Annotated in this window: 14 protein-coding genes and 1 pseudogene; 11 read left to right on the forward strand and 4 right to left on the reverse strand. The window is 61.9% G+C overall.

The genetic code is table 11. The features are described 5' to 3' along the window. Positions 1–2 precede the first annotated feature (2 nt). From AB0323_RS07570 to AB0323_RS07610, 9 genes and pseudogenes are all read left to right on the forward strand, one after another. Positions 3–980, forward strand: coding sequence for an ABC transporter permease (locus AB0323_RS07570; protein WP_366176776.1), 978 nt, complete (start codon positions 3–5; stop codon positions 978–980). Between the two features lie 10 nt (positions 981–990). Continuing rightward, on the forward strand, positions 991–1,926 hold the full coding sequence (locus AB0323_RS07575) for an ABC transporter permease (RefSeq protein ID WP_366176777.1): 936 nt from the start codon (positions 991–993) through the stop codon (positions 1,924–1,926). Then, positions 1,923–2,876 carry an ABC transporter ATP-binding protein gene (locus AB0323_RS07580; protein ID WP_366176778.1) on the forward strand — a complete coding sequence of 318 codons (954 nt, stop codon included), beginning with the start codon at positions 1,923–1,925 and terminating at the stop codon, positions 2,874–2,876. Before AB0323_RS07575 ends, AB0323_RS07580 begins: the two co-directional genes overlap by 4 nt. Beyond that, positions 2,873–3,940 carry an ATP-binding cassette domain-containing protein gene (locus AB0323_RS07585; RefSeq protein WP_366176779.1) on the forward strand — a complete coding sequence of 356 codons (1,068 nt, stop codon included), beginning with the start codon at positions 2,873–2,875 and terminating at the stop codon, positions 3,938–3,940. The genes AB0323_RS07580 and AB0323_RS07585 overlap by 4 nt, the downstream gene beginning before the upstream one ends. 373 nt (positions 3,941–4,313) lie before the next feature. Next, positions 4,314–5,822, forward strand: coding sequence for a glycoside hydrolase family 32 protein (locus tag AB0323_RS07590; protein ID WP_366176780.1), 1,509 nt, complete (start codon positions 4,314–4,316; stop codon positions 5,820–5,822). 58 nt (positions 5,823–5,880) lie between these two features. After that, on the forward strand, positions 5,881–6,048 hold the full coding sequence (locus tag AB0323_RS07595; protein WP_366176781.1) for a hypothetical protein: 168 nt from the start codon (positions 5,881–5,883) through the stop codon (positions 6,046–6,048). An 11-nt stretch (positions 6,049–6,059) separates the two neighbouring features. Continuing rightward, positions 6,060–7,027, forward strand: a pseudogene (locus AB0323_RS07600) (aldo/keto reductase family protein); the annotation flags it as partial. Between the two features lie 1,402 nt (positions 7,028–8,429). After that, the gene (locus AB0323_RS07605; RefSeq protein WP_366176782.1) at positions 8,430–9,770 is read left to right on the forward strand and encodes an S-layer homology domain-containing protein; all 1,341 of its coding nucleotides are present in this window, start codon (positions 8,430–8,432) and stop codon (positions 9,768–9,770) included. Between the two features lie 615 nt (positions 9,771–10,385). Then, positions 10,386–15,314, forward strand: a complete 4,929-nt coding sequence (locus AB0323_RS07610) for an S-layer homology domain-containing protein (RefSeq protein ID WP_366176783.1) — start codon at positions 10,386–10,388, stop codon at positions 15,312–15,314. Between the two features lie 608 nt (positions 15,315–15,922). Here the strand turns inward: AB0323_RS07610 and AB0323_RS07615 are convergent. The 3 genes from AB0323_RS07615 to AB0323_RS07625 all read right to left on the reverse strand — a co-directional run bounded on the left by AB0323_RS07615 (position 15,923) and on the right by AB0323_RS07625 (position 20,131). Next, a complete protein-coding gene (locus AB0323_RS07615; RefSeq protein ID WP_366176784.1) occupies positions 15,923–18,085 on the reverse strand; it encodes an S-layer homology domain-containing protein in 2,163 nt (720 codons plus the stop codon). A 665-nt stretch (positions 18,086–18,750) separates the two neighbouring features. Further along, positions 18,751–19,362 carry an S-layer homology domain-containing protein gene (locus tag AB0323_RS07620; RefSeq protein WP_366176785.1) on the reverse strand — a complete coding sequence of 204 codons (612 nt, stop codon included), beginning with the start codon at positions 19,360–19,362 and terminating at the stop codon, positions 18,751–18,753. After that, positions 19,319–20,131, reverse strand: a complete 813-nt coding sequence (locus AB0323_RS07625) for an AAA family ATPase (RefSeq protein ID WP_366176875.1) — start codon at positions 20,129–20,131, stop codon at positions 19,319–19,321. The genes AB0323_RS07620 and AB0323_RS07625 overlap by 44 nt, the downstream gene beginning before the upstream one ends. A gap of 836 nt (positions 20,132–20,967) precedes the next feature. Here AB0323_RS07625 and AB0323_RS07630 point away from each other — a divergent pair. Beyond that, the gene (locus tag AB0323_RS07630; protein WP_366176786.1) at positions 20,968–21,396 is read left to right on the forward strand and encodes a hypothetical protein; all 429 of its coding nucleotides are present in this window, start codon (positions 20,968–20,970) and stop codon (positions 21,394–21,396) included. A 660-nt stretch (positions 21,397–22,056) separates the two neighbouring features. After that, entirely contained in the window at positions 22,057–23,130 is a 1,074-nt protein-coding gene (locus tag AB0323_RS07635; RefSeq protein ID WP_366176787.1) for a DUF2235 domain-containing protein, read from the forward strand. Positions 23,131–23,555: 425 nt separating this feature from the next. Here the strand turns inward: AB0323_RS07635 and AB0323_RS07640 are convergent, their stop codons facing one another. Next, positions 23,556–23,927 carry a hypothetical protein gene (locus tag AB0323_RS07640; RefSeq protein WP_366176788.1) on the reverse strand — a complete coding sequence of 124 codons (372 nt, stop codon included), beginning with the start codon at positions 23,925–23,927 and terminating at the stop codon, positions 23,556–23,558. Between the last annotated feature and the right edge of the window lie 1,061 nt (positions 23,928–24,988).

Consider the following 24,988-nt stretch of genomic DNA (forward strand, 5'->3'; position numbering starts at 1 on the left):
CCGTGCGCTTCATCCTGCGCCGCCTGGGTTTCTACCTGATCGCCTTCTGGGCCTCCATCACCCTGAACTTCCTGCTCCCGCGTTTCATGCCGGGAGACCCCGTCTCACGCATGTTCGCCCGTACCCAGGGCAAGATGCAGCCCGAGCAGATCGAAGCCCTGCGCAAGATGCTCGGCGTGGATACGCGGCCGCTCTGGGAACAGTACGTCGACTACATGCACAACATCCTGACCGGACAGATGGGTGTCTCGATCTCGCGTTTCCCCACCCCGGTCACCGAGGTCATCGCCAGCCAGATCGGCTGGACACTTTTGCTGGGCGGAACCGCCCTGGTGTTCGCCGCCATCATCGGCAATCTCCTCGGCATCCTGGCCGCCTGGCGACGCGGCGGCGCGATCGACTCCGCCCTGCCGCCGCTCCTGATCTTCATCGGATCCTTCCCGTACTTCTGGCTGGCCATGGGAGCCCTGTACCTGTTCGGCGTAGTGCTTGGCTGGTTCCCGATCCGCCACGCTTTCACGGATGGACTGGAGCCCGCCTTCACCGCGGAGTTCATCGGCGACGTCGGCGCGCACCTTGTGCTCCCGGCGCTGACGATCGTCATGGTGTCCATCGGCGGCTGGATGCTGGGCATGCGGAACACCATGATCGCCACGAACGCCGAGGACTACATCACCATGGCCGAGGCCAAGGGTCTCCGGCCGGGCCGCATCATGCTCCGCTACGCCGCCCGCAACGCGATGCTCCCGTCGGTGACGAGCTTCGGCATGAGCCTGGGCTTCGTGGTCGGTGGGGCAATGCTCACCGAGGTGGTGTTCGCGTATCCCGGCGTCGGCTACCAACTCCTCAACGCCGTCCAAGGCCTCGACTACCCGCTTATGCAGGGCCTGTTCCTGACCATCACCGCCGCCGTGCTGCTGGCCAACTTCCTGGTGGACATCCTCTACGTCCGCCTCGACCCGCGTGTGCGCAGCAACTGAGGGACCCATCATGACAACCGCAATTCTCAAGCAGCCCACTGAGCCCACTCAGCCCACAGCTGCCCGCAAGCCCAACCGCAGTTTCGTCCACGGACTTGTCACCAACAAGAAGGCCCTGGTGGGCATGATCGTGATGCTCGTGTTCATCGCGCTTGCGTTGCTGGCCCCCGTGCTGTTCCCCGGAGACCCGTCGCGGATCACCGCGATGGCCTCGCTGGAGCCGTCTCCCGAGCACTGGCTCGGCACGACGGCCAAAGGTCAGGACGTGCTTGCCCTGACTGTCCATGGCTCCCGCAGTTCCCTGTTCGTCGGCTTGACGGTGGGCTTCGCATCCACCTTCATCGGCATTTTGGTGGGCCTGGCGTCGGCGTACTTTGGCAAGTTCATTGACGAAGCACTGTCCCTGGTGACCAACGTCTTCCTGCTCCTGCCCGGACTCCCGCTCCTTGTCATCCTTGCAGCTTTCCTGCCGCCGGGTTTGGGAACCGTGATCCTGGTGCTCGTGGTCACCGGCTGGGCCGGGTCGGCACGTGTATTGCGCGCCCAGGCGTTGTCCATCCGCTCAAAGGACTTTGTGGCCGCGGCCGTAGTGTCCGGCGAACGGGCGGGCCGCATCATGTTCCGGGAAATCCTCCCGAACATGGCATCGATCGTCATGGGAACCCTGCTCGGCTGCGTGATTTACGGCATCGGCGCCCAGGCAGGCCTGGAATTCCTTGGCCTGGGCGACGTGAGCACCGTTTCCTGGGGCAACAACCTCTTCTGGGCCGGCAACGAGGGCGCCCTACTGACCGGCAACTGGTGGGTCTTCGTTCCCTCGGGTGTCTGCATCGCGCTGGTCGCGTTCGCACTGGCCCTCGTCAACTATGCCGTGGACGAGGTCACTAATCCGCGGCTACGGAACATCAAAACCCCAAAGACTACCGAAAGGAGCGCCGCCAAGTGACAGTCTCCCAAGTTTCCTTCGGCTCCCACGAGCCCGTCCTGGACATCAAGAACCTCAGCGTCAAGTACATCGGCGACACCCGCTCCACCACCGCCGTCGACCGTGTTTCCTTCAGCATAGGCACCGGTGAGGTGTTCGGGCTGGCGGGCGAGTCCGGCTGTGGGAAGTCCACCATCGCCAACTCGATCATGCGCATCCTGAAGGATCCCGCGAAGATCACCGGCGGCAGCGTCTCCTTCGGCGGCAAGGATGTCCTGGCCATGAGCCCGGACGAGCTACGGCGATTCCGCTGGCAGGACGTCGCCATGGTGTTCCAGTCGGCCATGAACTCGCTCAACCCGGTGCTGACCATCGGCGAGCAGATCGTGGATATTTTCACTACCCATGCGGGCCACTCGCGCAAGGAATCGCTGCGGCGCGCCGGCGAGTTGCTCGAATTGGTGAGGATCGACCCCGCACGCCTCAAGTCCTACCCACACCAGCTCTCGGGAGGCATGCGGCAGCGCGCCGTGATCGCCATGGCCGTTGCGCTCAAGCCGTCCCTGTTGATCCTCGACGAACCCACCACCGCGCTGGACGTCGTGGTGCAGCAGGAAATCATGGCACAAATCAAGGAACTCCAACGCGAACTGGGCTTCTCCGTCCTCTTCATCACCCACGACATGTCCCTCATGGTGGAGCTCTCACACCGCATGGCCGTGATGTACGGGGGCCGGATCGTGGAGACCGCAAAAGCCCAGGACGTCTACGCAAACCCGCGCCACCCCTACACCCAGGCCCTCATGGGTGCGTTCCCGCCGCTCACCGGTCCGCGGGTTCCGCTAACCGGACTGCCCGACGGCGTGAAGTTCCGGAACATCCCGGACCTCACCGAAGCAGCACCCGGCCATTTCGTGGCATCTGTCAGTGCCGACGCTGAAGCAGTCGTCCTGGAAGGAGCCGCACGATGAGCCACGCTGTACTGTCATCCCAGCGCCCCTCCGCTGACACCGAAGCTCCAGCCCTCGAGGTCCGCGGACTAGGAAAGTCTTTCCCTATAGGTGGTTTGTTCTCCCGGGAGTCCGTCCGGGCCCTGCACGGGGTAGACCTGACCATTGGCCGCGGAGAAATCGTGGCCCTCGTGGGAGAGTCCGGGTCGGGTAAGAGCACCCTGGCCCGGTGCGTCGCCCGGCTGGAACGACCGAGCTCAGGCGCGATCCTGATCGACGGCGTCGACGTCCTCAAGCGCGACCGCTTCCAGGCATCGCGCGCCTTCCGCTCCCAACTGCAGATGGTCTTCCAGGATCCCTTCGGCTCCCTGAATCCTGCCCACAGAGTGGAGCATTTCCTGCGGAGGTCGCTAACGATCCACCGGAAGGGCGGCAGCTCCCAGACAGAGACAGAGCAGCGACTCGAGGAGCTTATGACCACCGTCGGCCTGCAAGCGGACATGCTCAACTCCTACCCGCACGAGCTCTCCGGAGGGCAGCGCCAACGTGTTGCCATTGCCCGGGCCTTGGCTGTGGAACCACAGGTCATCCTCGCCGACGAACCCACCTCCATGCTGGATGTTTCGGTCCGGATCGGTGTGCTGAACCTGATGCGCAAACTCCGCGACGAACAGGGCATCTCCATGCTCTACATCACCCACGACCTTGCCTCGGCCCGCTACCTGGCCGACCGGACGGCAGTGATGTTCGCCGGTGAACTCGTCGAAGAGGGCGAGTCCATGGATCTGCTGGCCAATCCTGCGCACCCGTACACACAGCTTCTGGTCTCAGCCGTCCCGGACCCCGCCCGTGCAGGCTCGTACGATCCAATCCGCCGGGCCGAGCTGCGGCAGGCTGTGATGGCTTCGACCACCTGCGCTTTCAACGGCGACCCAAACCAGGCCTGCTCGGCCGAGGAACCCGTTCGCCACGTTGCCGGCGACCCTGAAAACCGCCACTGGGTGCGCTGCCACCTCTACCGCCCGCAGGCCGGAGCCGGCGGCCACGCCCTGGCAACTGAACCTACAGCCAAGCAAACCCCATGACAGAAAAGAGCCACCCGCTCGCAACCGCTTCTACTTGGTTTCCGCTGCCGGTTGGCGCCAAGGTCACTACGGCGTAAGCCAGTGGAACGGCGCCTATCACCTCTTCTACCAGTACAACCCGGAGGGCACCTTCGCCCACCGGAGAGAGACGATCAGGAATGGGACGGCTACGTCTCCCGGCCCGAGAAAGTCGGCGTCGACATTGTCGAGGACTACAAGCGGCCCACGACAACGACAAGAAGTGCCCCCCTAACTGTCCTCAGCGGTGAGTCGGCGTCTCCCCCATCCGCCCACCAGCTCCACTCATCCACCTGCCGGCATTCCCACGGGACCTGCAGAGAGCCCTCCTGCCCAAGAAATGAGACCTTACTTCATGACTGCCGCGACCGACACGATAACTGAGACCTTCCGGCCGGCCCTGCACTACGCAGCCCGGAATACCTGGCTCAATGACCCAAACGGCCTGATTTTTCATGACGGCGTCTACCACCTCTACTACCAGAACAACCCGCAGGGAAACGTCTGGGGAAACATGTCCTGGGGACACGCCACTTCCACGGACCTGCTGACCTGGACCGAACACCCTGTCGCCATCGCCTGTGATGAGAACGAAGAGATCTTCTCCGGCAGCATCGTCTATGACCGCGACAACACCAGCGGATTCGGCACCGAATCCGTTGCCCCCCTTGTGGCCATTTACACCAGCGCCTACAAACCTGGCTCCGAGCATGAGGGTGTCCAGGCCCAGTCCCTTGCTCATAGCCTGGACGGGGGCTACACCTGGACCAAACACACAGGCAACCCCGTGCTCAACCGCGGGTCCGCCGACTTCCGCGACCCCAAAGTCATCCGGTATGACGGCGACGCGGGCACCTACTGGGTGATGGTCGCTGTCGAAGCCAAAGACTTCCAGGTGGTCTTCTACAAATCCGACGACCTGAAGAACTGGGAACTGCTGAGTACCTTCGGCCCGGCGAACGCCACCGGCGGCATCTGGGAATGCCCGGACCTGTTCCCCCTACCTGTGGACGGCGACCCGGAAAACCTCAAGTGGGTCCTAACCGTCAACCTCAACCCCGGCGGACCCAACAACGGCTCAGCCGGCCAATACTTCGTTGGCGACTTCGACGGGAAATCATTCATCTCGGCCAGCACTGTCGGCGAAAACCTCCAGGACCCTGACCGGCTGGGCGAATACCAGTGGCTGGACTGGGGCCGGGACTACTACGCCGCCGCCTCCTTTTACGACGCCCCGGATAACCGCCGCCTCATGATCGCCTGGATGAATAACTGGGAATACGCCAACCACATCCCCACCACACCCTGGCGCAGCCCCATGAGCCTCGCCCGCGAAATCGCACTCACTGCCTGCGACGGCAATTTGAGCCTGATACAGCAACCCGTGGGTGATTGGGCAGCGCTGGCCGACCCGTCCAAGTCCTTCACCCTTTCAGAAACTACCATTTCCGATATGACGATGGTTTTGGACGGCGCGGCCGGAACGGTCCAGCGCATTGACGCTACTTTCGCGCCCGGAAGCGGGGAGGAATTCGGTCTTATCGTCCGGGGAGATGGCGTGCAGGGGACGCGGGTGGGCATCCGGCCCGGAGAAGACTCCTTGGTTGTGGACCGCCGGGAATCAGGGATTACAGATTTCCATGAAACCTTCCCCTCTTGCGACTCCGCTCCCATACAACCGTTGGACGGGGGCTATCACCTCACAATCTTCGTGGACCGCTGCTCTGTTGAAATATTCGCCCAAGGCGGTCAGGTCACCATGACCGAGCTAATCTTTCCGGCGGACACCAGTACCGACGTGGCCGTCTACGCAACCGGCGGAACAGCAACCGTGAACCACCTGCACATCACACAGGTTGCGTAGAGCGGGTACCCACGGGGCTGCCATCAGGTTGAACCACACCCAACATGACGTCGTCGACATGACTACCATGGACCACGAAGTAGCCGAACAAGGACAGGGCGCCGCCCGGATCCTTCGGGACATCCTGAATGGACGGGCCCCTGCCACCCTCGTGCGTCCGGCGCGCCTGGTCGTGCGGGAGACTGCCGCAGCCCCCCGTGCCCTGCGCTCAACTGCCACCCCCTGAAAGGAAACTTCATGCAATACCGCAAACTCGGCACCAGCGGCATGTGCGTCAGCGCCATAGCACTGGGCAACTGGGCCACGCATGGCGAAACCGTGAACCAGGACCTCGCCACGGAATGCGTCCGCAAAGCGCTGGATCTTGGCATCACCACCTTCGACACCGCTGACGCCTATGCAGGCACCAAGGCCGAATCCATGCTCGGCGAAGCCCTGAAGGGAGTCCGCCGCGAAGGCGTCGAGATCATGACCAAGGCGTACTTCTCCACAGGACCGGGCAAGAACGACCGCGGCCTGTCCCGCAACACGTCATGGAATCAATCAACGGATCGCTGAGGCGACTGCAGACGGACTACGTGGACGTCTACCAGGCGCACCGCTACGACTACCAAACCCCACTGGAGGAAACCATGGGCGCCTTCGCGGACATCGTCCATGCCGGCAAAGCCCACTACATAGGCGTGTCCGAATGGACCGTGGAAGAGATCCGGGCCGGCGCAGCGCTGGCGGCCGAACTGGGCATACGGTTCGTGTCGAGCCAACCGCAGTACAACATGCTCTGGCGCGTGATCGAGCCCGAGGTAGTGCCGGTCTGCGAAGAACTCGGGATCACCCAGGTGTGCTGGTCGCCCCTGGCACAAGGCGTGCTGACCGGCAAATACGGTTCTTCCACGGTTCCAGCCGGCAGCCGTTTCAGCGACGATGACGGCGGACTGAACACCGAGCACAAGTTCATGCAGCCGGAGGTGCTGGAACGCGTGGAGAAGCTCAAGCCAATAGCCCAGCATCTCGGCGTACCGTTAGCCACTCTTGCCGTCGCCTGGGTCTTGGCCAACCCGAACGTTTCCGCAGCGATTGTCGGCGCCAGCCGCCCCGAACAGCTCGACGACACAGTCAAAGCTGCCGAGCTGGTTCTAGGGCGCGAAGCGCTTGAACTGATCGACGATACTCTTGGCGACGTCGTGGAGCGCGATCCTACGAAGAAGTTCTTCACCGTCTGCTGGTACGGAGGGCGGGTTCCCATCTGCTTGTGCAGGCGATTCAGCGGCCCAGCAGCGTGCGGAACCGGCTCACCGTCCAAACCGATCTTTCCCACCCACTGGCCGAAGACATGCTCACGAGTCAACGGACCCATCGAACCGCAGAAAGCACAAGAATCAGACACAGGCCAATTCTCCATCCCAGGAACCTTATTGCCTCGATCTGCAAGAGGCGTGGTCGCGAAATAACAGTCTCGGTCCCCGGACCTGAGGACCTCATTCAGGCGACAGATTCGACGTCCGACCGGAGGGACCCTCGGGTAATTACGGAGTATGCGCAGGATTGGCGAGGCCCAACGTGCAATGGCCACGACCGCAGGAGGTCCTTGCCATGGCGTGCGACTTCGGGACATCGAGAGCCTCCTCCTTTTCGAACCTATATTCGAATACATTCAGGAGTGGCGGTCGACCAAAGCACAGCGCGACTCCGCTACGTCAACGGAGTCCCAGTCGAACGGATATGTAACGACCGAACGGCAATCGGTGGCACATCCTCGACACACCCATCCAGGTCGGCGTCTTCAGCAAGACCACCTGCTCGCCCGCGCACACCCACCCACAAGAACGACGGATCGACTGCCGACTCATCCCGCGCACAGACACCGTCCGCGACAGCTACGTGATCGACGTCCGCGAGATGACCGTGCACGGCGATTGCCAAGTGCTGCACCTCCGGAGTTGCCCCCCAGACCAGCTCTTGGGTGCGCCCTACAACCCCCGCCAGTCATCCTTGCCGGCAATCAGGAATGGTGGCCGACCAAGCTGTCCGGCACCCTCATCAGCGAAGGGAAACTCCCTTGATGGTCGACATCACCGGAAATCCAACCTCACCAACCCGGGACCACGGAAAAGCGGGCGACCTGCACGGTGCCACCCCCGTGGACGGTGTCATCGCCGCCGCCTTCCTCTCACGGCGCCCGGCAACAAGGCCAGGAAGGTTCTCTTCACCTCTGAAGACCGCGCACTCCGCTGGCTGGAAACCTGAGGCCAAGCATTCTGGAGAAGCCCAGACCTTGCTCCATGAGCCTCTGGCTAAGTCTCGTTCGGCAGCCTCATCGCTCGTCAGGATTTTTTCAGGGACGGCGTCTGAGCAACGAGATGGATCGCGGAGGAAGACGAACCAGCCTAGCTGACCGGAATGGCCGTGCCATCACTCAACAAGACATCACAAGCCTATCGGGATCGGTTGAACACGGCACTGCCTCACAATCCCGTGACGGTTCGTCATTGCCTGCGTTGTCAAGTGCCGGATCAAGCTTAGGCATGTCTGAGCTAGGATTCAGAGGAGTGAGTGGACTGCCCGGCCGCACCCGGTCTCATCATGCGGGAACACATTGGGGGAAAATTGAAGATTAGGGAACTTGCGCTGACCGCGGCGCTTATCACGTCGCTTACCGCCGCCGGACTGGCGTGTGCCACCCCTGTCTTGGCTGCTTCAGTCTGCACCGAGCCGGTTGGTTTCGAGAAGTACTGCAGCAACGACGGCTGGAAGACGTACTATCCCGTCCGGGTCGGGCTCCTTCTCGTAGGTTCGCAGAGCCCCCAGATTGACGGGGCTCCGGTAGTGGGGAACACATTGCACCCTGTTCCCTTCCCCCGTTACCAATTCCAGCTCTGGGACAGTGATACCAATACGTTACTTGAGCCTGAAGCGGTGAACGTAACGATCACCTACCAGTGGCGCGCCGACAGCGTCGATATTCCCGGCGCAGTCGATGATCATTTCACTCTCACCGCCGCAGAACAGGGCAAGAAGATCACCCTCGGCGTCCACGCGTCCGTACCGGCGTCCACCGTCGACTCGTACGACGGAGCCTCCCAGGCCGGCACCGTGGTCCTGCCAGCCGGATCTCCAATCCCCGTCGCTCCCGTACCCACAGGCCTCGGAACCTTCGGGACGCCGACCGTCGGCGGAACTCTCTTCGTCACCGACAGCACAAACTTCGATCTCAACAACGGCACCCACCTGAGTTGGCTTCGTGACGGGATGCCCGTTGACTCGCCGATCAGTCACGGTACCGGCTACGTGACAACCGTCGAGGACATTGGGAAGCACCTGAGCTTGCAGGTGCTCACATATAAGCCCGGATACAACCACGGGACTGCGGTCTCTCCCGCTACAGCTCCCGTTGATGTCCGGCCCGGTCTGTCCATCCGCGATGTACCGCCGGGCACCCAGTTCTCCAATGAAATCGTCTGGATGTATGAAGCGGGTATCTCGACGGGGTGGAGCGACTACACCTACCGCCCCCTGGAGCCTGTGCATCGGGACGCGATGGCAGCCTTCATGTACCGGCTGATGGCCAAACCCTCCTACACCTCCTCCAAAACCTTCATTGATGTATCTGCCGGTACCCAGTTCTACAACGAGATCACCTGGGCAGGCTCCGTCGGTGTCTCCACCGGCTACGCCGATCAGAGCTATCAGCCACTCGGAACCGTGAACCGGGACGCGATGGCAGCCTTCATGTACCGGCTTGCAGGCAGCCCCGCATACGCCGCGCCTGCCGTCTCCCATTTCAAGGACGTGCAACCCGGCACAAAGTTCTACAAAGAGATCAACTGGATGTACGACAGCGGGCTCTCCACGGGCTACACGGACGGGACCTATCAGTCGCTACAGCCGGTCAACCGCGATGCAATGGCCGCATTCATGTACCGGTTCCACACCGTATTCCACGGCTGATTCCCTGCATGGATACGAAACGCACCCGTCCTGGCCGTAACCCACAGCGCTGATTGCAATGGGGCACTAGTACTGCACTCACCCCGGGACCCCTGAGTATGTCAACCCGCGGAGACGCCGGAAACCAGAAGCGCCCACGCAACTGGGACCCTACTATCGGCTAGCTGGACGCAGAGGAAACGTCTCCGGGGTGCCCCGCAGGGAACTGACGGAACAGGAGAAGACCGTCTTTGATACCTCAGACGGGATCGGCTTTCCGCACATAGCCAGCAATCTTGCCGGAAGGTCGCCGGTGCTGGTTATCCGAGAAACGGGACTTGGGGGCGGCCACTGGGGGCGACGTCTCGGCTGGTATTCCCGCGCGGGCTTTGGCTGCCCGGCGTCATGCCCGGAGCGGGGAGTTGATCTGGGGCCCGGGATTGGTCCCGGGGTCGGCTTTTCGGAAAAATCATTCCCGGGCAAGTAGCAGAAACCGGCAAGGTCACGCGCGAACCCGGCGGGTCGCATCTTCACAATAGCTTGGCCCCGGTCTGTCTGAGTATGATCAGCGCATCCATGGTGGACGGATACTGGGGGGCGGATCGTTTAGCCGCGGTGCAACTTGGGGGATCTCTAATGAGCTTTTCGTTCCGGAGGGGCTCGTTCACGGGCCATGGCGCGTTGCTCGTGGCTCTGGTGCTGTTGTTCGGCTTGCTGCCCGCCGGGACCGCAATGGCCGCACCCACTGGTTCCACGGCGGCGGCCATGCCCGGCTTTGATCCGTCCCCGACCCCTACCGCCGGTTTCACGGCGGCGCAGCCGGCAGGAGTCCAAGCCCCGTCGTTCGCTGATGTGGACTCGTCCAACCCTTTTTATGCCGAGATCAGCTGGTTGGCCAGCACCGCGGTGTCCACCGGCTACACCGACCACACCTACCGGCCAGTGGTTCCCGTGAACCGCGACGCGATGGCAGCCTTCATGTACCGGCTTGCGGGCAAACCGGAATTCACCGCTCCGCCGGTTTCGCCGTTCACGGACGTCACACCGACCACGCAGTTCTACAAGGAAATCACCTGGCTCGCGGACCAGGGAGTTTCCACCGGTTGGACAGAAGCGAACGGGTCACGCAGCTACCGACCAATCCAGCCCGTCAACCGCGATGCCATGGCCGCCTTCATGTATCGGCTCGCCGGCAAGCCCTCCTACACTCCCCCCGCGATCAGTGCCTTCACGGACGCGCCGGTCGGCTCGCAGTTCTACAGCGAAATCAGCTGGCTGGCCAGTGCGGGCATTTCGACCGGCTATGCGGATCACACGTACCGCCCCGTGGTTCCGGTCAACCGTGACGCGATGGCTGCATTCATGTACCGCTTCGTCGGAAGGGCGCAGGAGGTGACCACCACCGGAAACACCATCAATGTGGGACCCGCCGGCGCCGGCCATGCCTCTGCATTGATCCGTCTCAGCACCACGGCCCCTACCCTGGACACCGTCATCTCCGCGGCAGGAACACCGGCCTTTATCGCCCGGGCCGGGACTGCAGCCTCCACCACGGTCCTTGTGCCCCTGGCCGGCGAAACAGCCCGAGTTTCGGCGAGCACCGCGGTGGCCGTCAAAATGGAACTTCTGGCCACCTTCGACGGTACACCGGCCGTTCCGGGCTCCACGATTGTCCTTCCCCAGCCCGTCACGCGGGCGGATACCGCCAACGGGCTGGGCGGGAACCAGCTCTCCACCACCCCGATCACCATCGGGCTCACGGGCTCGGGCGGGGTTCCATCTACCGGAGTCAGAGCCGTTTATGCCACCGCGACCGTGCAGGCGTCCGCGCCCACCACCCTGGCCATCGGGGCGCAGTCGCTACCCATACCGGCCGGCAGCAGCACGGTCACCACTGTGGTGACTCCTGACGACGGGGGAAACATCAGCGCGAGTCTTGGCGCCGGAAGCGGCTCCCTCCGTCTCGACGTGCGCGGCTACACCCCGGACGCCGTCCAGGATGCTGGCAACGTCAACGTCCCCGGAAGCTTCGTGCCCGCCGTCACCCCGGTCCCGTCCGATCTCCCGATCGCCTCCGGGACGCCGACACCCGTCAACATGCCCGGTCTCGCCGACCGCTCATACACCCTCGCACTAGTCGCAGCCACCGGATCCCGCTCGACTGCGCGGCTCGCTATCGGGACGGACAACGGTGCCACAACCCGCGGGCAGGGAATCCTTGTCGACGCGGCCGCCGGAGCAGGACCCCAACTCGTCCTCATCCCCGAGAGTAGCCAGCCTGCCGCGTCCCTTGCAGCAGGAAACACGACAGTCACCATGGAACCTGTCGGTGACATCCTTTCCGCTACCCCCACCGCCACCAGTCCCGCCACAGTGCAAATCACCGCCCCCACCGACGGGTCCACCGTGGACCTGTCCACCACAGGAACAATCGAGTTGAAAGGAACCCTCACCAACGCTACTGTCGCCACGAAATCCGTGACGATCTCCACCGCAGGGTCGGTAATCGGATCCGCCGTCGTCAAGCAAACCCCGGGCGGCACTTCCTGGTCATACCGCACAGGTATTCCCCAGTCCGGCACCACATCTTTCACGGTCAATGCAACAGACCGCGCCGGAAGCACCGGCACGGCCACGGTCACGGTCAACGCGGTCCTCCCGTCTGCGAGCACCGCCCTTACCGCCCCGGGCGCAGTCGTCCTCGACAACACCAGACCCAGCCAGCAGCTCACCACGGTCACCGCCGATAAGGTTGCTTTCGCCCAAGCCCCTGACGTCCGTCCCGGGCAGGTTATCGTCTCCGCCCCGACCAACGCCGCCCCCGCGGGCATCCTGCGCACAGTCACCGCGATAAACAAAACCTCAACCGGATGGGTCGCCGATACCGCACCGGCGGCGCTCACCGATGCCATCCACCAAGCAAGCATCGATCAGACCGTGCCCCTGACCAGCCTCGACCCCACCGCCATCAGCACAAACACACCACCGGCCCCCGACGACACCCCCGATGTCACCGTCGCCGGCACCGGACCTGCCGTGACCACGGCAACAGGCACTGCCGTTGACCTCGCCCCGCTCCCGAGCCCCGGCAGCCCCCAGACCCTCCCCGCGGCAATGAGCGCGTTCACGACCCCACCCAAAGTGACAGCGAACAGCGTAGGGGTCGACAGCAGCTACACAAGCACACTATCCATCGCAGCGAAATTCGCCTTCGACACCAACGGGCACAAGACCGACTACTCCAGCGCCGACGATGCCGCCACCACAACGACCAAAGCCACGATCAGGGCCTCCGGCGGCGTAACAGCCGAAGCGAAATCCCAAATCGGGATCGGAATCCACTTCCGTCTCATGATCAGCATGCACTTCAACTGGGGCATCCCATCGGTCAAAGTCGACGACTTTTCGGTGATCCTCTCAACCAACGCCAAGACCGGCATCACAGCCGATGCCTACCTCAAAGTCCAAACCGCCGAAGAGATCAAAAAGACCATCGCGTTGATCCACCTTCCGCCCCTTAACTTCCTGGCCGGTCCCGTGCCGGTCATCGTGCTCAATACCGCGACCATCACCTTCAACTCTGAACTCACTGCCGAAACCGCCATACACGTCGAGTCCAACGTCCAACGGACCCAGGACTACGGTTTCCACTACAGCACCGACCACGGCATCCACGACGCCACCACCGCACCCGTCACAACCCTGTCCAACCCGCTCTTCGGACCGGACAGCGGAGCGTCAATCACCGGAAAGATCGATGCATCAATGGGCCCGACCATCGATCTGACATCCAAGATCTACGACGTCGCCGGCCCCGTCTTCACCATTGGTGCCAAGGTCGGCGCGACCGGAGAAGCCACGATCGCACCAACCGGACCCGAATTCAAAATCACCGCATTCCTCGAAGGAAGCATCAGCGTTGGCGTCAAACTCGCCGCTCCTGTCATCGACAAAGTCCTCCTCGATGCCACCCTGATCAACCTGACCGCAAGATGGAGCCTCGGGTCCTGGACCCTGGACTACGCCACCGAATTCCCCGGACTACCACTTCCGCCGTCAACGACCCCTACACCGCCGACTATCACGACGACCAGCCTCCTTCCGGCCACTGCCGGCACCTTCTATAGTTCGGCGCTATCCGCAGCAGGGGGCACTGCACCCTATTTTTGGCGGGTTAATGGGGCACTTCCCGCCGGACTCAGCCTGGAACAAAGCACCGGGGCCATCACCGGTATTCCGACCGGGCCGGGCAGCAGCGACCTCACCGTTGCCGTGACCGACAGTGCCGGCTCCACCGCCACAGGGACCGTCCACCTCGACATCCAAGCGGCTCCGGCGGGTCTGATGGGGGCCAAGAGCGTCACAGCCAGCAGTTCGTCCGTGTACTCGGTGTTTGTCGTGAAGACAGACGGAACCGTTTGGGGCTGGGGATACAACGGCTCCGGACAATTGGGAGACGGCACCATCTCCGATTCGGCTATGCCCGTTCAGGCCCACGGCCTGAACAGCGTCCAAACGGTCTTCACCGGCAGCAACTCCACCTATGCGCTCAAGACCGACGGAACAGTCTGGGCCTGGGGCTCCAACAGCTCGGGACAGCTAGGAGATGGCACCAACACCAGTTCCAGCGTTCCCGTCCAAGTCGCTGCCTTGTCCGGCGTGCAGAGCATTGCCAGCACTGGTTCGAGCGTCCTAGCAGTCAAGACCGACGGAACGGTATGGGCCTGGGGGTGGAATGCCGACGGTCAGCTCGGCAACGGAACCACTACCAGTTCCTCGGTGCCCGTCCAGGTGCCCGGTCTGACCGGCGTCCAGAGCCTCGTCAGCAACGGATCAAGTGTCCTGACGCTCAAGACCGACGGAACCGTCTGGGCCTGGGGGGCCAACGTCGCCGGCCAACTCGGCATTGGAACCACTGCAAGTTCCGCTGTTCCGGTTCGCGTTACGGGCATGTCCAGCACCGCGAGCATCTCGATCAATGGCTCCAGCGCGTTCGCGGTAAAAACCGATGGCACCGCTTGGGCATGGGGATGGAACGCCTACGGGCAACTCGGAAATGGAAGCACGGCAAACTCATCAGTCCCTGTTCAAGTGGCCGGTTTGTCCGACGTACGTTCCATCTCCAGCAGCGGCACATGGGCGACCGCCCTGAAAGGTGACGGAACAGTATGGGCCTGGGGCGACAACCTATACGGACAACTCGGAAACGGCACCGCCACCGGCGCAATCGCACCCGTCCAGGTTTCCGGGCTCGCCGGTATCCAAAGCGTCACGACCCTAGGTTCCTCCGCCACAGCCCTGAAGTCCGATGGGACCATCTGGGTTTGGGGCAACAACAGCAACTCCCTCCAATTTGGTGCCGGCACCATCAACTCGGCTACGCCAACACAGCTCAAAGGGCTAAGCAGCATACAGGCCTTGAGTGCAAGTGCTGTTTCCGGGTATGCATTGAGGGCCGACACCAGCGTTTGGGCCTGGGGCAACAATCACTACGGTCAACTCGGGAACGGCACCACCACCGATTCAGCCGCTCCCGTCCAGGTCGGAACGGCAGGTTCCCGATAAGTTAAGTCCCGGACCAGGCGCTTGACGGGTTTTGTTGTTGATCCGGTCCAGGCATGAACGCTCGTTGTCTAAGGGGATTTTCGGGTTGCGGTTGCGTCAACTGATGCAAGCGCTCCCCGGTCGCGCTGCGCACTCGTCGCGCCGGGTGTGTCCACGATTAGCGGGCAATTCGGGAGCAACAAAGAAGCTCCCTTCGGCCGTCGTAGCGGTGGATAACCCGTACGGAATTGTCCCCGATTGGGGGCAGCGATGCCTCTCTCGAGGCTCCGGCATGCCGAAGTAGCCTCACGGGCACGCGCTGTGAGTCATCACGGCTGGGCGGTGGTGACGTCATTTACTCAATGCTCAAACGCGGCAACCTCTACGAGGAGAAACCCGCCCCGGCTGCTTGACCAAAAACATGGGGACACCCCCTGTGAGCGGCGCAGACCGCAGGAACCGCCACGGCGCCGGAGCGGTGCGGACGAAGTCCACCTCGCCTCCACAGTGCGATCATCACCGCGCGGTGGATGGAATTCCGCGACGAAAATACCGGCCGCCGCAGATTGCGGCGACCGGCAGATGCAAGGCGAGGACTGGGCCTCCGCAGAGGCGCTCGTTCTGTCGGATTACTTGGGGAGGTTATTGTACCGGTACATGAAAGCGGCCATCGCGTCCCGGTGTACTGCTGTGACGGGTTGGAAAGTGCGCGTCCCGTCGGGTGCGGTCCATCCGGTGCTGATGCCTGTCGATGCGAGCCAACTGATCTCTTTGTAGAAAAGGCTGGCCGTGGGGATGTCGGCGAAAGGGGATACCGCTTGGGCGGTGAAGGCAGGTGTACCGGCGAACCGGTACAGGAACGCGGCCATCGCGTCCCGGTTCACCGGGCTGAGAGGCTGAAACGACCTCGTATTGTTCGGTCCGGCATACCCGGTACTGATGCCCTTGTCTGCAAGCCAAGTGATCTGCTTATAGAACGGGTTGTCGGTGGCGACGTCGGTGAACGGCGACACGGCCGGTGGAGTGAAGACTGGACTTCCGGCCAGGCGGTACAAGAACGCGGCCATGGCGTCCCGGTTCACCGGGCTGAGGGGCTGGAAGGTTTTTGTCCCGTCGGCTGCTGTCCAGCCGGTGGAAATGCCGGCGGCTGAAAGCCAGCTGATCTGCTTGTAGAACGGGTTGTCTGTGGCAACGTCGGTAAAAGAAGGCGCAGACGGGGCCACGGTGAACTCAATGTTCGTATCCTGCGCGTCGACCACCGTCACGGGAGTTGCCGTCGCGAAATTGCTTGAGTTCTGGTACCAGATCTGAGGGTTGGATCCGAAGGCGATCTTGTACTTCCCCGCGACCAGCCCCGCAATGGTGAAGGTCCCGTCGTTCTGGGTCCATCCCCAGCCTGCCATTGTTTGGGTTGCATCGTCTTTGTAGAACGTGAAGCGCATGGACAGGCTGGTGCCCGCCGGGGCCGAGACTTTCCCGTTGATTCTTCCAGCCTTGATGAGCGTTGCGTTGATGTCTGCTACCCCTTGGCTTGCGGGCACCTTGAGCACTGTGGCGCTGTCAGATGTCTGGGCACCGCTCCACCACTGCCGCAGGCTCACGGCGGACCGGTCGCTGTAGCTAAGGGTGTAGGATCCCGCTGAGACGGCGTTGAACTTGTAGGTGCCATCCGCTGCCACGCCGGTCTCGTAGGACGTGGATGGGGAATTTGCCAGACGAAGATCAACGTAGATGTTGGTGGGATCCTCTCCGGAAGGCACCGTGACTTTTCCGCTGACCGTGGACAGTCGCGCCAGGGTGGCATTGATGCCGGGGGTGTCCGAGACACCGGTGATGGCGACCGGTGTTGCCGTGGCAAAGGATCCCTGCCCGTTGTACCACTGGGGTATCGTGTTGGCGTCGGCGGTGAATTTCAGCTTGTAGGACGCGGTGGATAGGCCCTTAAGTTGATAGGTTCCGTCAGGTCGGACCATAGCGGTACGGACGGGAGGGGTCAGGTTGAACCCGGAACCCGGTTGGGACTCGGGATCGGTGCCGTTGGCCGGGTAGGCGCTGACGGCGACTCCGGTGGGGTCGGGCGCGGGCAGGTCTGTACGTGCGGGTAGGGTCACCGTCCCGCTAATGGTTGCGCCCAGCCCCAGGGTCCAGTCAGTTAACGCCACGTCCTGGCCAGCTAAAACGCGAATGGTGTCCGCTGCCTGGAGGGAGTCACCGTTTTTGTACCACTGGTCTTTCGCCCCGCTTGCGCCGCCGTGGAACAGCAGTTTGTACGAACCTGCTGTAAGACCCTTGAAGTCGAAAAGGACGGTGCTTGAGCCGTTGTAGCCTTCGTCGGTCCCGATATTGATCTCGGTGCCGGAGGATGCGTCGAACAGGGACAGCCGGCTGCCGGAACTACTCGTGTAGTCTGCGCCAGCAGGAAGGGTGAATGTCCCGCTGATCATCGAACCTTTGAGCAGCGTCGCGTTGAAACCCGCCAGTGACTGGCCCGAACCGATCGTGATGGTGGCGGCAGTGACAAAGGAAGAGCCCCCATACCACTGGCTCAATCCGTTGCTCTGACCCGAGTCAAAGAGGAGTTTGTAAGTCCCGGGAGCAACATTGCCCAATTGATAGGTTCCATCCTGCGCGGGGAACGCGGTGGACGTAAAGCTCCCCGGACTACCGAAGGACGCCGTCGAGAACAATTCCACGACGGCTAACGACGGAGTCACGCCTGCCGCCCCGCCTACCGTGCCGCTGATGCTGCCGGTGTTTGTCGCAGCGTTGGCCGCCGGCAGCGCTCCGGACAAAATAAATCCGACTATTAAGACCGACAGGATCCGGGCTAAAACGCCTCGGCTTCCCCCCGGGACGTGAAATGGCATGGGCAATCGCATATTTGGGTTCCTTTTCCGTTTTGGCGACGGAAAAGAACCCCGTCGACCCCCAATAAACCGTCCGCTGAGCGGACAAAGGCGATCATAGCACCCGTTAGTAATATCGATGGTCTAACCTCGCGGGCTGTCAGAACCTGCTGACGAAGAGCAAACGTGCCTCCTCGGGGATTACGGACGATGGCTGGAGGAACGGGCGCTGGGGGAATGGACACAAGCGCTAGCCGAGACAGTCAGGCCTGACCAGACGGATCGGCTCGCGAGATCTTCGATTGAGCAGGTAAGGCTCCTGAGTTAGAACAGGCCCCATCTGACGGGCGTGCATTTGGGTTACCAACCTTGGCGTTGTCCCATCACCAAAGCCGAGGTATGTCTTCCGTCACGGGTTTGGTGGAGTCCAAGGGGGCCGCATTACCTGTCCAGGGCTGGGTCAATTAGGGGTTATCCGCGGCTGAAATATGGGAGCCGCTGGGATCGGTGGGACGGATGTGACCCCCCGCTCGCTGCGCCCTTGGGATGCCGAGACCGTACTGGAAGAGTTATAGATCGAGCTCGCAGCCCCCGGCAGGGGTCGCTGACGGTCAGGGGTGACCGGGCAGCGACTGGCAGGCGATACCATTACCGTCGCCATCGAGCCGGGCCACGTCCCCGTAGTACGGGTAGTAGGTGTCGAACCAAGCCTGGGCCGGCTGCCAGGTGGCGAAGTCGGAACAGTTCACCGCGTCCCCCGGGTTCGCCGGTGGTGCGGGGGGTGCCGGCGGAGCAGGAGGTGCCAGCGGCGGGGTAACGATGCATCCCTCCCCCACTGCACCGGTCCCGCCGTTGACGGACCGGTACATGAAGGCGGCCATGGCGTCACGGGCCACCGGCTGGACGGGGTGGAAGGCCCGGCAGCTGTTACCAAGATCCCAGCCAGTGGAGATGCCTTGCTGGGCGAGCCAGGTGATCTGCGTGTAGAAGAGGGATGACGGCGGCACGTCGACGAATGTTGGCGTCCCTGGTGTCGTGACCGCCGGATTGCCGGCGTAGCGGTAGAGGAACGCTGCCATCGCGTCGCGGTTGACCGGTTCCTGCGGACGGAACGTCCGTCGCCCGTCCGCTTCGGTCCAGCCGGTGGAGATCCCCCGGTCCGCCAACCAGCTGATTTCCTTATAGAACTGACAAGAAGGATCGACGTCGGCAAACGGTGACACCGCCGGCGTTGGCTAACGCCGACACCCGCTGCTTGCCGCCCCTCGGGACGAGCAGAACGTCATCGGCTTGGGATCGTCGGTCCGTCTCTTGCGCGAGTTCATCGAGAACCGCACCATAGAACCGGCAATCCGCGTCGGACTCGCAGATAGCCACTTTCCGGTGGAAGAGCCCCTGCAAGATGTTCGAGTATCGCAAGACTGGGTCGTTCCAGGTAGCAGAGATTTCGTGCGGTGGAAGTTCATGGAACGAATTGATGTTCCCTTTCCTCGCGATCCTTATGATCCGAATGTCAGACTGAATGCCGCCATCCAGTAGACCAAGCACGAAGTCGCGATTATGGGTGGAGACAACTATCTGGATGTCGCGTTTTGAAGCCTGTATTCCGAGCCAACGGCCCAACGCCCTTGCCTGACTGGGATGAAGAAAGGCTTCTGGCTCATCAATAAGGACTATCTGTGCTTGGCCCGTAACGATGGCCAGGGCAAGTCCCAGAAAACTCCGAACCCCGTCGCCCTGCGTGTCTAATGAGGGCAGAGACGCCACTGCGGCGGCGTACTCGACGGTCGGGTGGCTCAGAAGCGGGATTTCGACATTCTCAACCCTTCCGAGGCGTAGCCGCACGTCCGCATTGGCCCGATCCAATGTATGGTGCTCCCCAAAAACCTCATAAGCCAGTCTCGAAAGCGTTTGCTCAAGTTCACCATCGCGAAACACTAAATGAAGGGGAGTGGCGGCTTGAGTCCCGGCACCTACGTGGCCCAATCTCATAGTTGCGAAGGACGAAAGTGAGCCTGCGCTCCAGTGCTTCACAAAATACTCCGATGCCTTCCCTAGCGCATTCACATGTGCGTTCAAAAAAGATCTGATGTCGGCCGGGGTAAATTGACTGCCGCCCCCCCTATGGGACGCAAAAGGGAAGGTAGCCGGGCTGAGTCGAAACGAGCACGGCTGTCTCGTTGAGAAAGTCCTCTACTTCATTTTCTGAGTATCCTTCGGCTCGGTCCAGTACCAGACTGTCCAGCGTGACGACTGGGGAGCCCCATCCTGAATGCGTCCGTATATATCCCGCAATGTTTGGGACTTGCCGGCGTTATTTCCACCCACCAAGCAAGTGACCCCCGCCTCTGACATGCGGACCGAATTCCCCGCATTCGATTGGAGAGATCGTATTCTTACCTTTATCGCCATGAAGACAACCATATGATGCACAAGTGACATGCGCGCAGAAACGTGAGCTGCGCCCTCGCTCTCGGACAGCGGACTGCAGGCACGGGCAAGACAGATCCGCCTCGACCCCGCGGCGCGCCCCAGAGCTACGGCTAATCCGGCAGAATTGGAAGGTGAGGGTTTTCGTCCCCTATGTGACTCCGGAGCCCGATCCGGACTAATCCCTGAAGGATGCCGCCCCAGGTCCGGCAAGATCCGCACGGTATGGAACACGGGACCGTTAGGAAACTCCTCAGTTGCCGTCTGGATCTTTGTACGACGAAACTCGGCGCTGTCAGGATTCCGAGGAAGCGCACAATCTTTGTGCACTCGGTCGACTTGATCGCATATTGGTCAGCCGGCCAGCGGCTCGGACGAAACATCAAGATTTTTGGTTCGTGCGCGAGCCCGCAGGTGGTGGTCAAGCCCCTGAAAAGGAGCCGGTACTCCCAGGGGCCCGTCTCTCAAGTTTTGGCCTGATCGGTGTTGGCACATGGCCTGAAACAGGCGATCCAACCTCGCATGGCAACAGCACAGGCATGTTTCTCATCCTCGGCGTGATATCCCTGTTTTTCATTGCGTGTAGGTGGCTGAAGGACCAGACGATCTCGGCCATCTGGATCTTCGTGTTCACGGCATGCGCGATATGGGGCGGCATCACGATGCTCGCCGTAAAACGCGACAATCCCGACCCGGCGGTGTTGCTCGGCACGTGGGAGCGCATGATCGTCTACGGCCTCATCGCCGGCATGTTCGTCATCGGCTACACCTTGAGCATCGGAAGGCGCCCGGAAGCCAGACACCAAGCATGCCCTGCCCAGCGCTGACCCCGGCAGTCGAAGAGTCCCCAGAACCGACGCTAACCACGAAATAGGTAGGCTCTGCTGTCGGAGGCATCTGCCGCTCTCTCTATGAGCGGCGTCAGCGAACCCGATAGAGACATCCCGCGGCCAGTCTCGGTGTCGCCCGATCTAGTCGACCTGGCGCATATGGCTCGTCCGAAGACATCTATGGCGGTCTGCGTGCGCGTGGCCATCGATGACGGTAGCGAGCGAACTGAGCCGGGCTTTGCCCTAGGTTGGACGCGCCAACACGTCCTCGTGCAGGTGCAGTTGGCCGACGAGTGCGACAAGGGCGCTCGAGAGATCTGCGCGAGCCAAGTCAGGCTTGACCGACTTAGATTGTCAATTTAATGTCCGTCTTCTTCTTCTGCCTGTTGCCTCATCTGTCGATTGGACTTACTCTTTTCGACAGGCTTGGTCATCCTAGCCTCGGAGGAGAGCATGCTACGTCAGAGCGGACAGCCCTTACCCCGAGCTGAGTCCTTCGGCGGGCAACTCGCCCTGCCATCTTCCCTGCTCCCGGTCTGTAGGGCCGGAAAGAGGGGAAGGAGGCCGAACAACTCAATGCGGCCATGTCCACAAAACTGGCATGACGCGTCGAATCTATTCCACCTGAGTCGGATTTATTCCACCTAAGGAGGAGCGGTGCCGAAACGTCTCATCGTGTGCTGCGACGGAACCTGGGCGACCCCCGATCAAACCGACGACGGACACCCATGCCCGACCAATGTCACCAAACTCGCGCTCGGTATCGACAACAAGGGTTCCAACGACTCCGGCGACACGATCGAACAGAGCGTCTTCTACCACCGAGGCGTCGGCACCGGGCGCCGAGACCGCCTCGACGGAGGCGCCTTCGGCATAGGCCTCTCCCGCGACGTTCTTGCCGCTTACTTGTTCATCCTCGAGAACTTCCAGGCCGGGGACGAGTTGTTCCTCCTCGGCTTCAGCCGAGGCGCATACACTGCCCGCAGCACAGCAGGATTCATCAGGAATGCAGGCATCCTTCGCCGCAGGTTCCGCAGCCGCCTCCACGAGGCCTATGCCCTCTACCGAGACCGCACCCCTACCACCAACCCACGGGCCATCGAGGCTACATTCTTCCGTCGTTCCTACTCCCATGAGACCCGTATTCGCTGCGTGGCGGTCTGGGACACGGTTGGCGCCCTCGGAATCCCTCTTTCTGGTCTGCCGGGAGTCGACGCATTCAACCGCCGCTGGCAATTCCACGATACGAACCTTTCCACCACAGTGGATCACGCCTTCCAGGCCCTTGCCATCGACGAAAGACGTAAGCCGTTTGCTCCGAGCATCTGGCACCAGCAGGATGACGCTGGTGAGCAGCAGCTCGAGCAAGTATGGTTCGCCGGCACTCACGGAGACGTTGGCGGAGGAAACCTGGACTCTTCCTTGTCTGACCTCGCCCTAATGTGGATGGCCGATCGCGTCCAGTCCTGCGGGCTGGCGTTCCGGCCCAGTGCTTTTCAAGGAGCCGTCCAACCCGGAGCTGGCTACACGATCGACGTCGACCCAGATGTCGCCGGCCCCATCCACAAATCCCGGAGCGGGTTTTGGCGACTTCTTCCGGCCTACATACGGCCAATTGGCATACAAGATCCCACCCATGAACGCGTGGCCGACTCCGCCTTGAAACGCCATCAAATCGACCCCGCCTATCGTCCGCCTAACCTGACCAAGTACTTGGAGGGGCGTCCGTGATGCCTGCCTGTCACCATCTTGAAGCGAGGCCAGCGCAATAGCGGCTTGCTGCGCAGATCCGTCCGGTCGGGACCGAGGTGGCAGGTACTTCACCAATGGGCCCGATGGGCCGGCTTCGGTCGCAGGGTCGCTGATCGTCAAATGGTCGAGCTCTGCATCGAGACTGCATTCATATCCGTCAAGCTCCATCGAGGTCAGGCCATGAATCCCTCGCAAATCATTGGTGTCCCCGATGGGTAGTCGGATGCTCCGGACCTTGTCGTCACAAGCGAAAGGGGCCTCTCACCCGTCGTGTGGGATGACGACGTCTTTCAGAGGCGCAGGGTTGGTTCGCTTCGGCGATGTAGTCCTCGACATCACTGGCACCGATGCGCCACATGTTTCGCCGCTACCTCCGTGGTAGATGAGGCGCTCATCAAGCTCCATTAATAGGCGCGAGAGGAGGTTCGAGCGGGAGCTTCGTCTACAAACGGCACCTTGGCAATATATTGCTGGTAGAGCTGGACGGCATCTTCGAGACGGAGATGCCCGATGGAAAGGGCGGCGTCCAGACCTGCCAATTCTGCATTGCAAGCCTCTGCCGCACTGACCCGCGCAGCGGTCTCGTGGGAGTTGGCCAAGTTCGTGGCCAACGCTGCCGTCAGAGAAAAGAGAACCGCCGCCAAACATAAGACTCGCCATACATATGAGTCGTCCTCCAAGGAAAGGAGTGCTTTGACACCCTCCGTGAACTTCGTGCCGCCTACCGCGGGTCCAACGGTTAGGGCTGCCGCGATTGAGCTGCCAACTACGCTCATGTTTGTCAGCCTGTTTCGACGCGGTCTTGCATGCCGCAGAAAGGCTCGAATGCTCGATCTGCGCTGCTCAATGAGGTCCGAAAGCTGCTGACGGGTCGCTGGGTCTTCCTTCATGACGCCCTCCACACACCGCACAGTTTGGGAATTATGGGGCCATTGTGGCATTCAGTCGAACGCCTGTACATAAGGTCAGCAAGCCAAGGTCAGGGTACGATAACTCCGTCATGTGCTGGGCATTGCACCCGATGCGTTCTGCTGACATTCCGGGTTTCGGTAGGGCTGTGCGCGCTTGGCGGCGACACACCAAACTGCAGAACGGCGGCGCCCGCCGGCTCGAACGACGCGGCGCCTTCTTGCGTCGTGCCGCGCCCCGCTCCCCGCCTCCATCTGCCACCGGGAGCAACACGCTGTTTGTCATTCTAATCCCCATCACCGCTAGGCGGGTCCTCCGAGCAACCAAGGCGCTATGCGCCGGTCACGATCAAAACTTTCATTCGGGGCTTCCCCGTCGCCTATTTCCTAGAGAAACTTTGAACCGCTCCCAGTTCCCCAGGTTGCACTCCGGACCCTCAAACCGGCTATGACTCCTTTATCGGAACGACGCACAAATCTGACAGACACATCCACTGCCCCCAAGGCCGACTACCTCGTCCACGACGCCAGTGCCGCCAGCGTGCTCGTCGCCGCGTTCAGCGAAATGACTGTCGGTGAGGGGCACGTCTCTGAGGCGCGCCAGCCCCCGCCGCTTCCGCTAGTCTGCGCGGGACGCTTTCCCAGCGGGAACGGCACTGACCCTATGTATGGGACGAAATGATAGCCGCGCGTCCGACTATGGACACGTCCTACAGATCAACCAAATCAGGACCGCCCGGTAGAAAGTCCGGATCCCACACGCCTCCACTCCGTCCGCCTGCAACAGAGAACTGCAGTATGCGGGAACGGAAAGGGACCAAAATGAAGGCCCAAAAGCTGCCCGTGCACAAAAGTGTGCACAATGTGCCCAGCCTCTTTGGCCGTACAAACACGGACGAGGAGACGCTGCCTGGCCCGCAGAAGCAGCC

Origin of the sequence: Arthrobacter sp. NPDC080031, assembly GCF_040702485.1 — a bacterium.
Classification (GTDB): domain Bacteria; phylum Actinomycetota; class Actinomycetes; order Actinomycetales; family Micrococcaceae; genus Arthrobacter.

Bases quoted from the DNA above. Each gene is read 5' to 3' on its own strand.
- AB0323_RS07590 (WP_366176780.1), top strand. From the start codon at position 4,314: ATGACTGCCGCGACCGACACGATAACTGAGACCTTCCGGCCGGCCCTG.
- AB0323_RS07595 (WP_366176781.1), top strand. From the start codon at position 5,881: ATGACTACCATGGACCACGAAGTAGCCGAACAAGGACAGGGCGCCGCC.
- AB0323_RS07575 (WP_366176777.1), top strand. From the start codon at position 991: ATGACAACCGCAATTCTCAAGCAGCCCACTGAGCCCACTCAGCCCACA.
- AB0323_RS07640 (WP_366176788.1), bottom strand. From the start codon at position 23,927: ATGAGCGTAGTTGGCAGCTCAATCGCGGCAGCCCTAACCGTTGGACCC.
- AB0323_RS07585 (WP_366176779.1), top strand. From the start codon at position 2,873: ATGAGCCACGCTGTACTGTCATCCCAGCGCCCCTCCGCTGACACCGAA.
- AB0323_RS07610 (WP_366176783.1), top strand. From the start codon at position 10,386: ATGAGCTTTTCGTTCCGGAGGGGCTCGTTCACGGGCCATGGCGCGTTG.
- AB0323_RS07625 (WP_366176875.1), bottom strand. From the start codon at position 20,131: ATGAGATTGGGCCACGTAGGTGCCGGGACTCAAGCCGCCACTCCCCTT.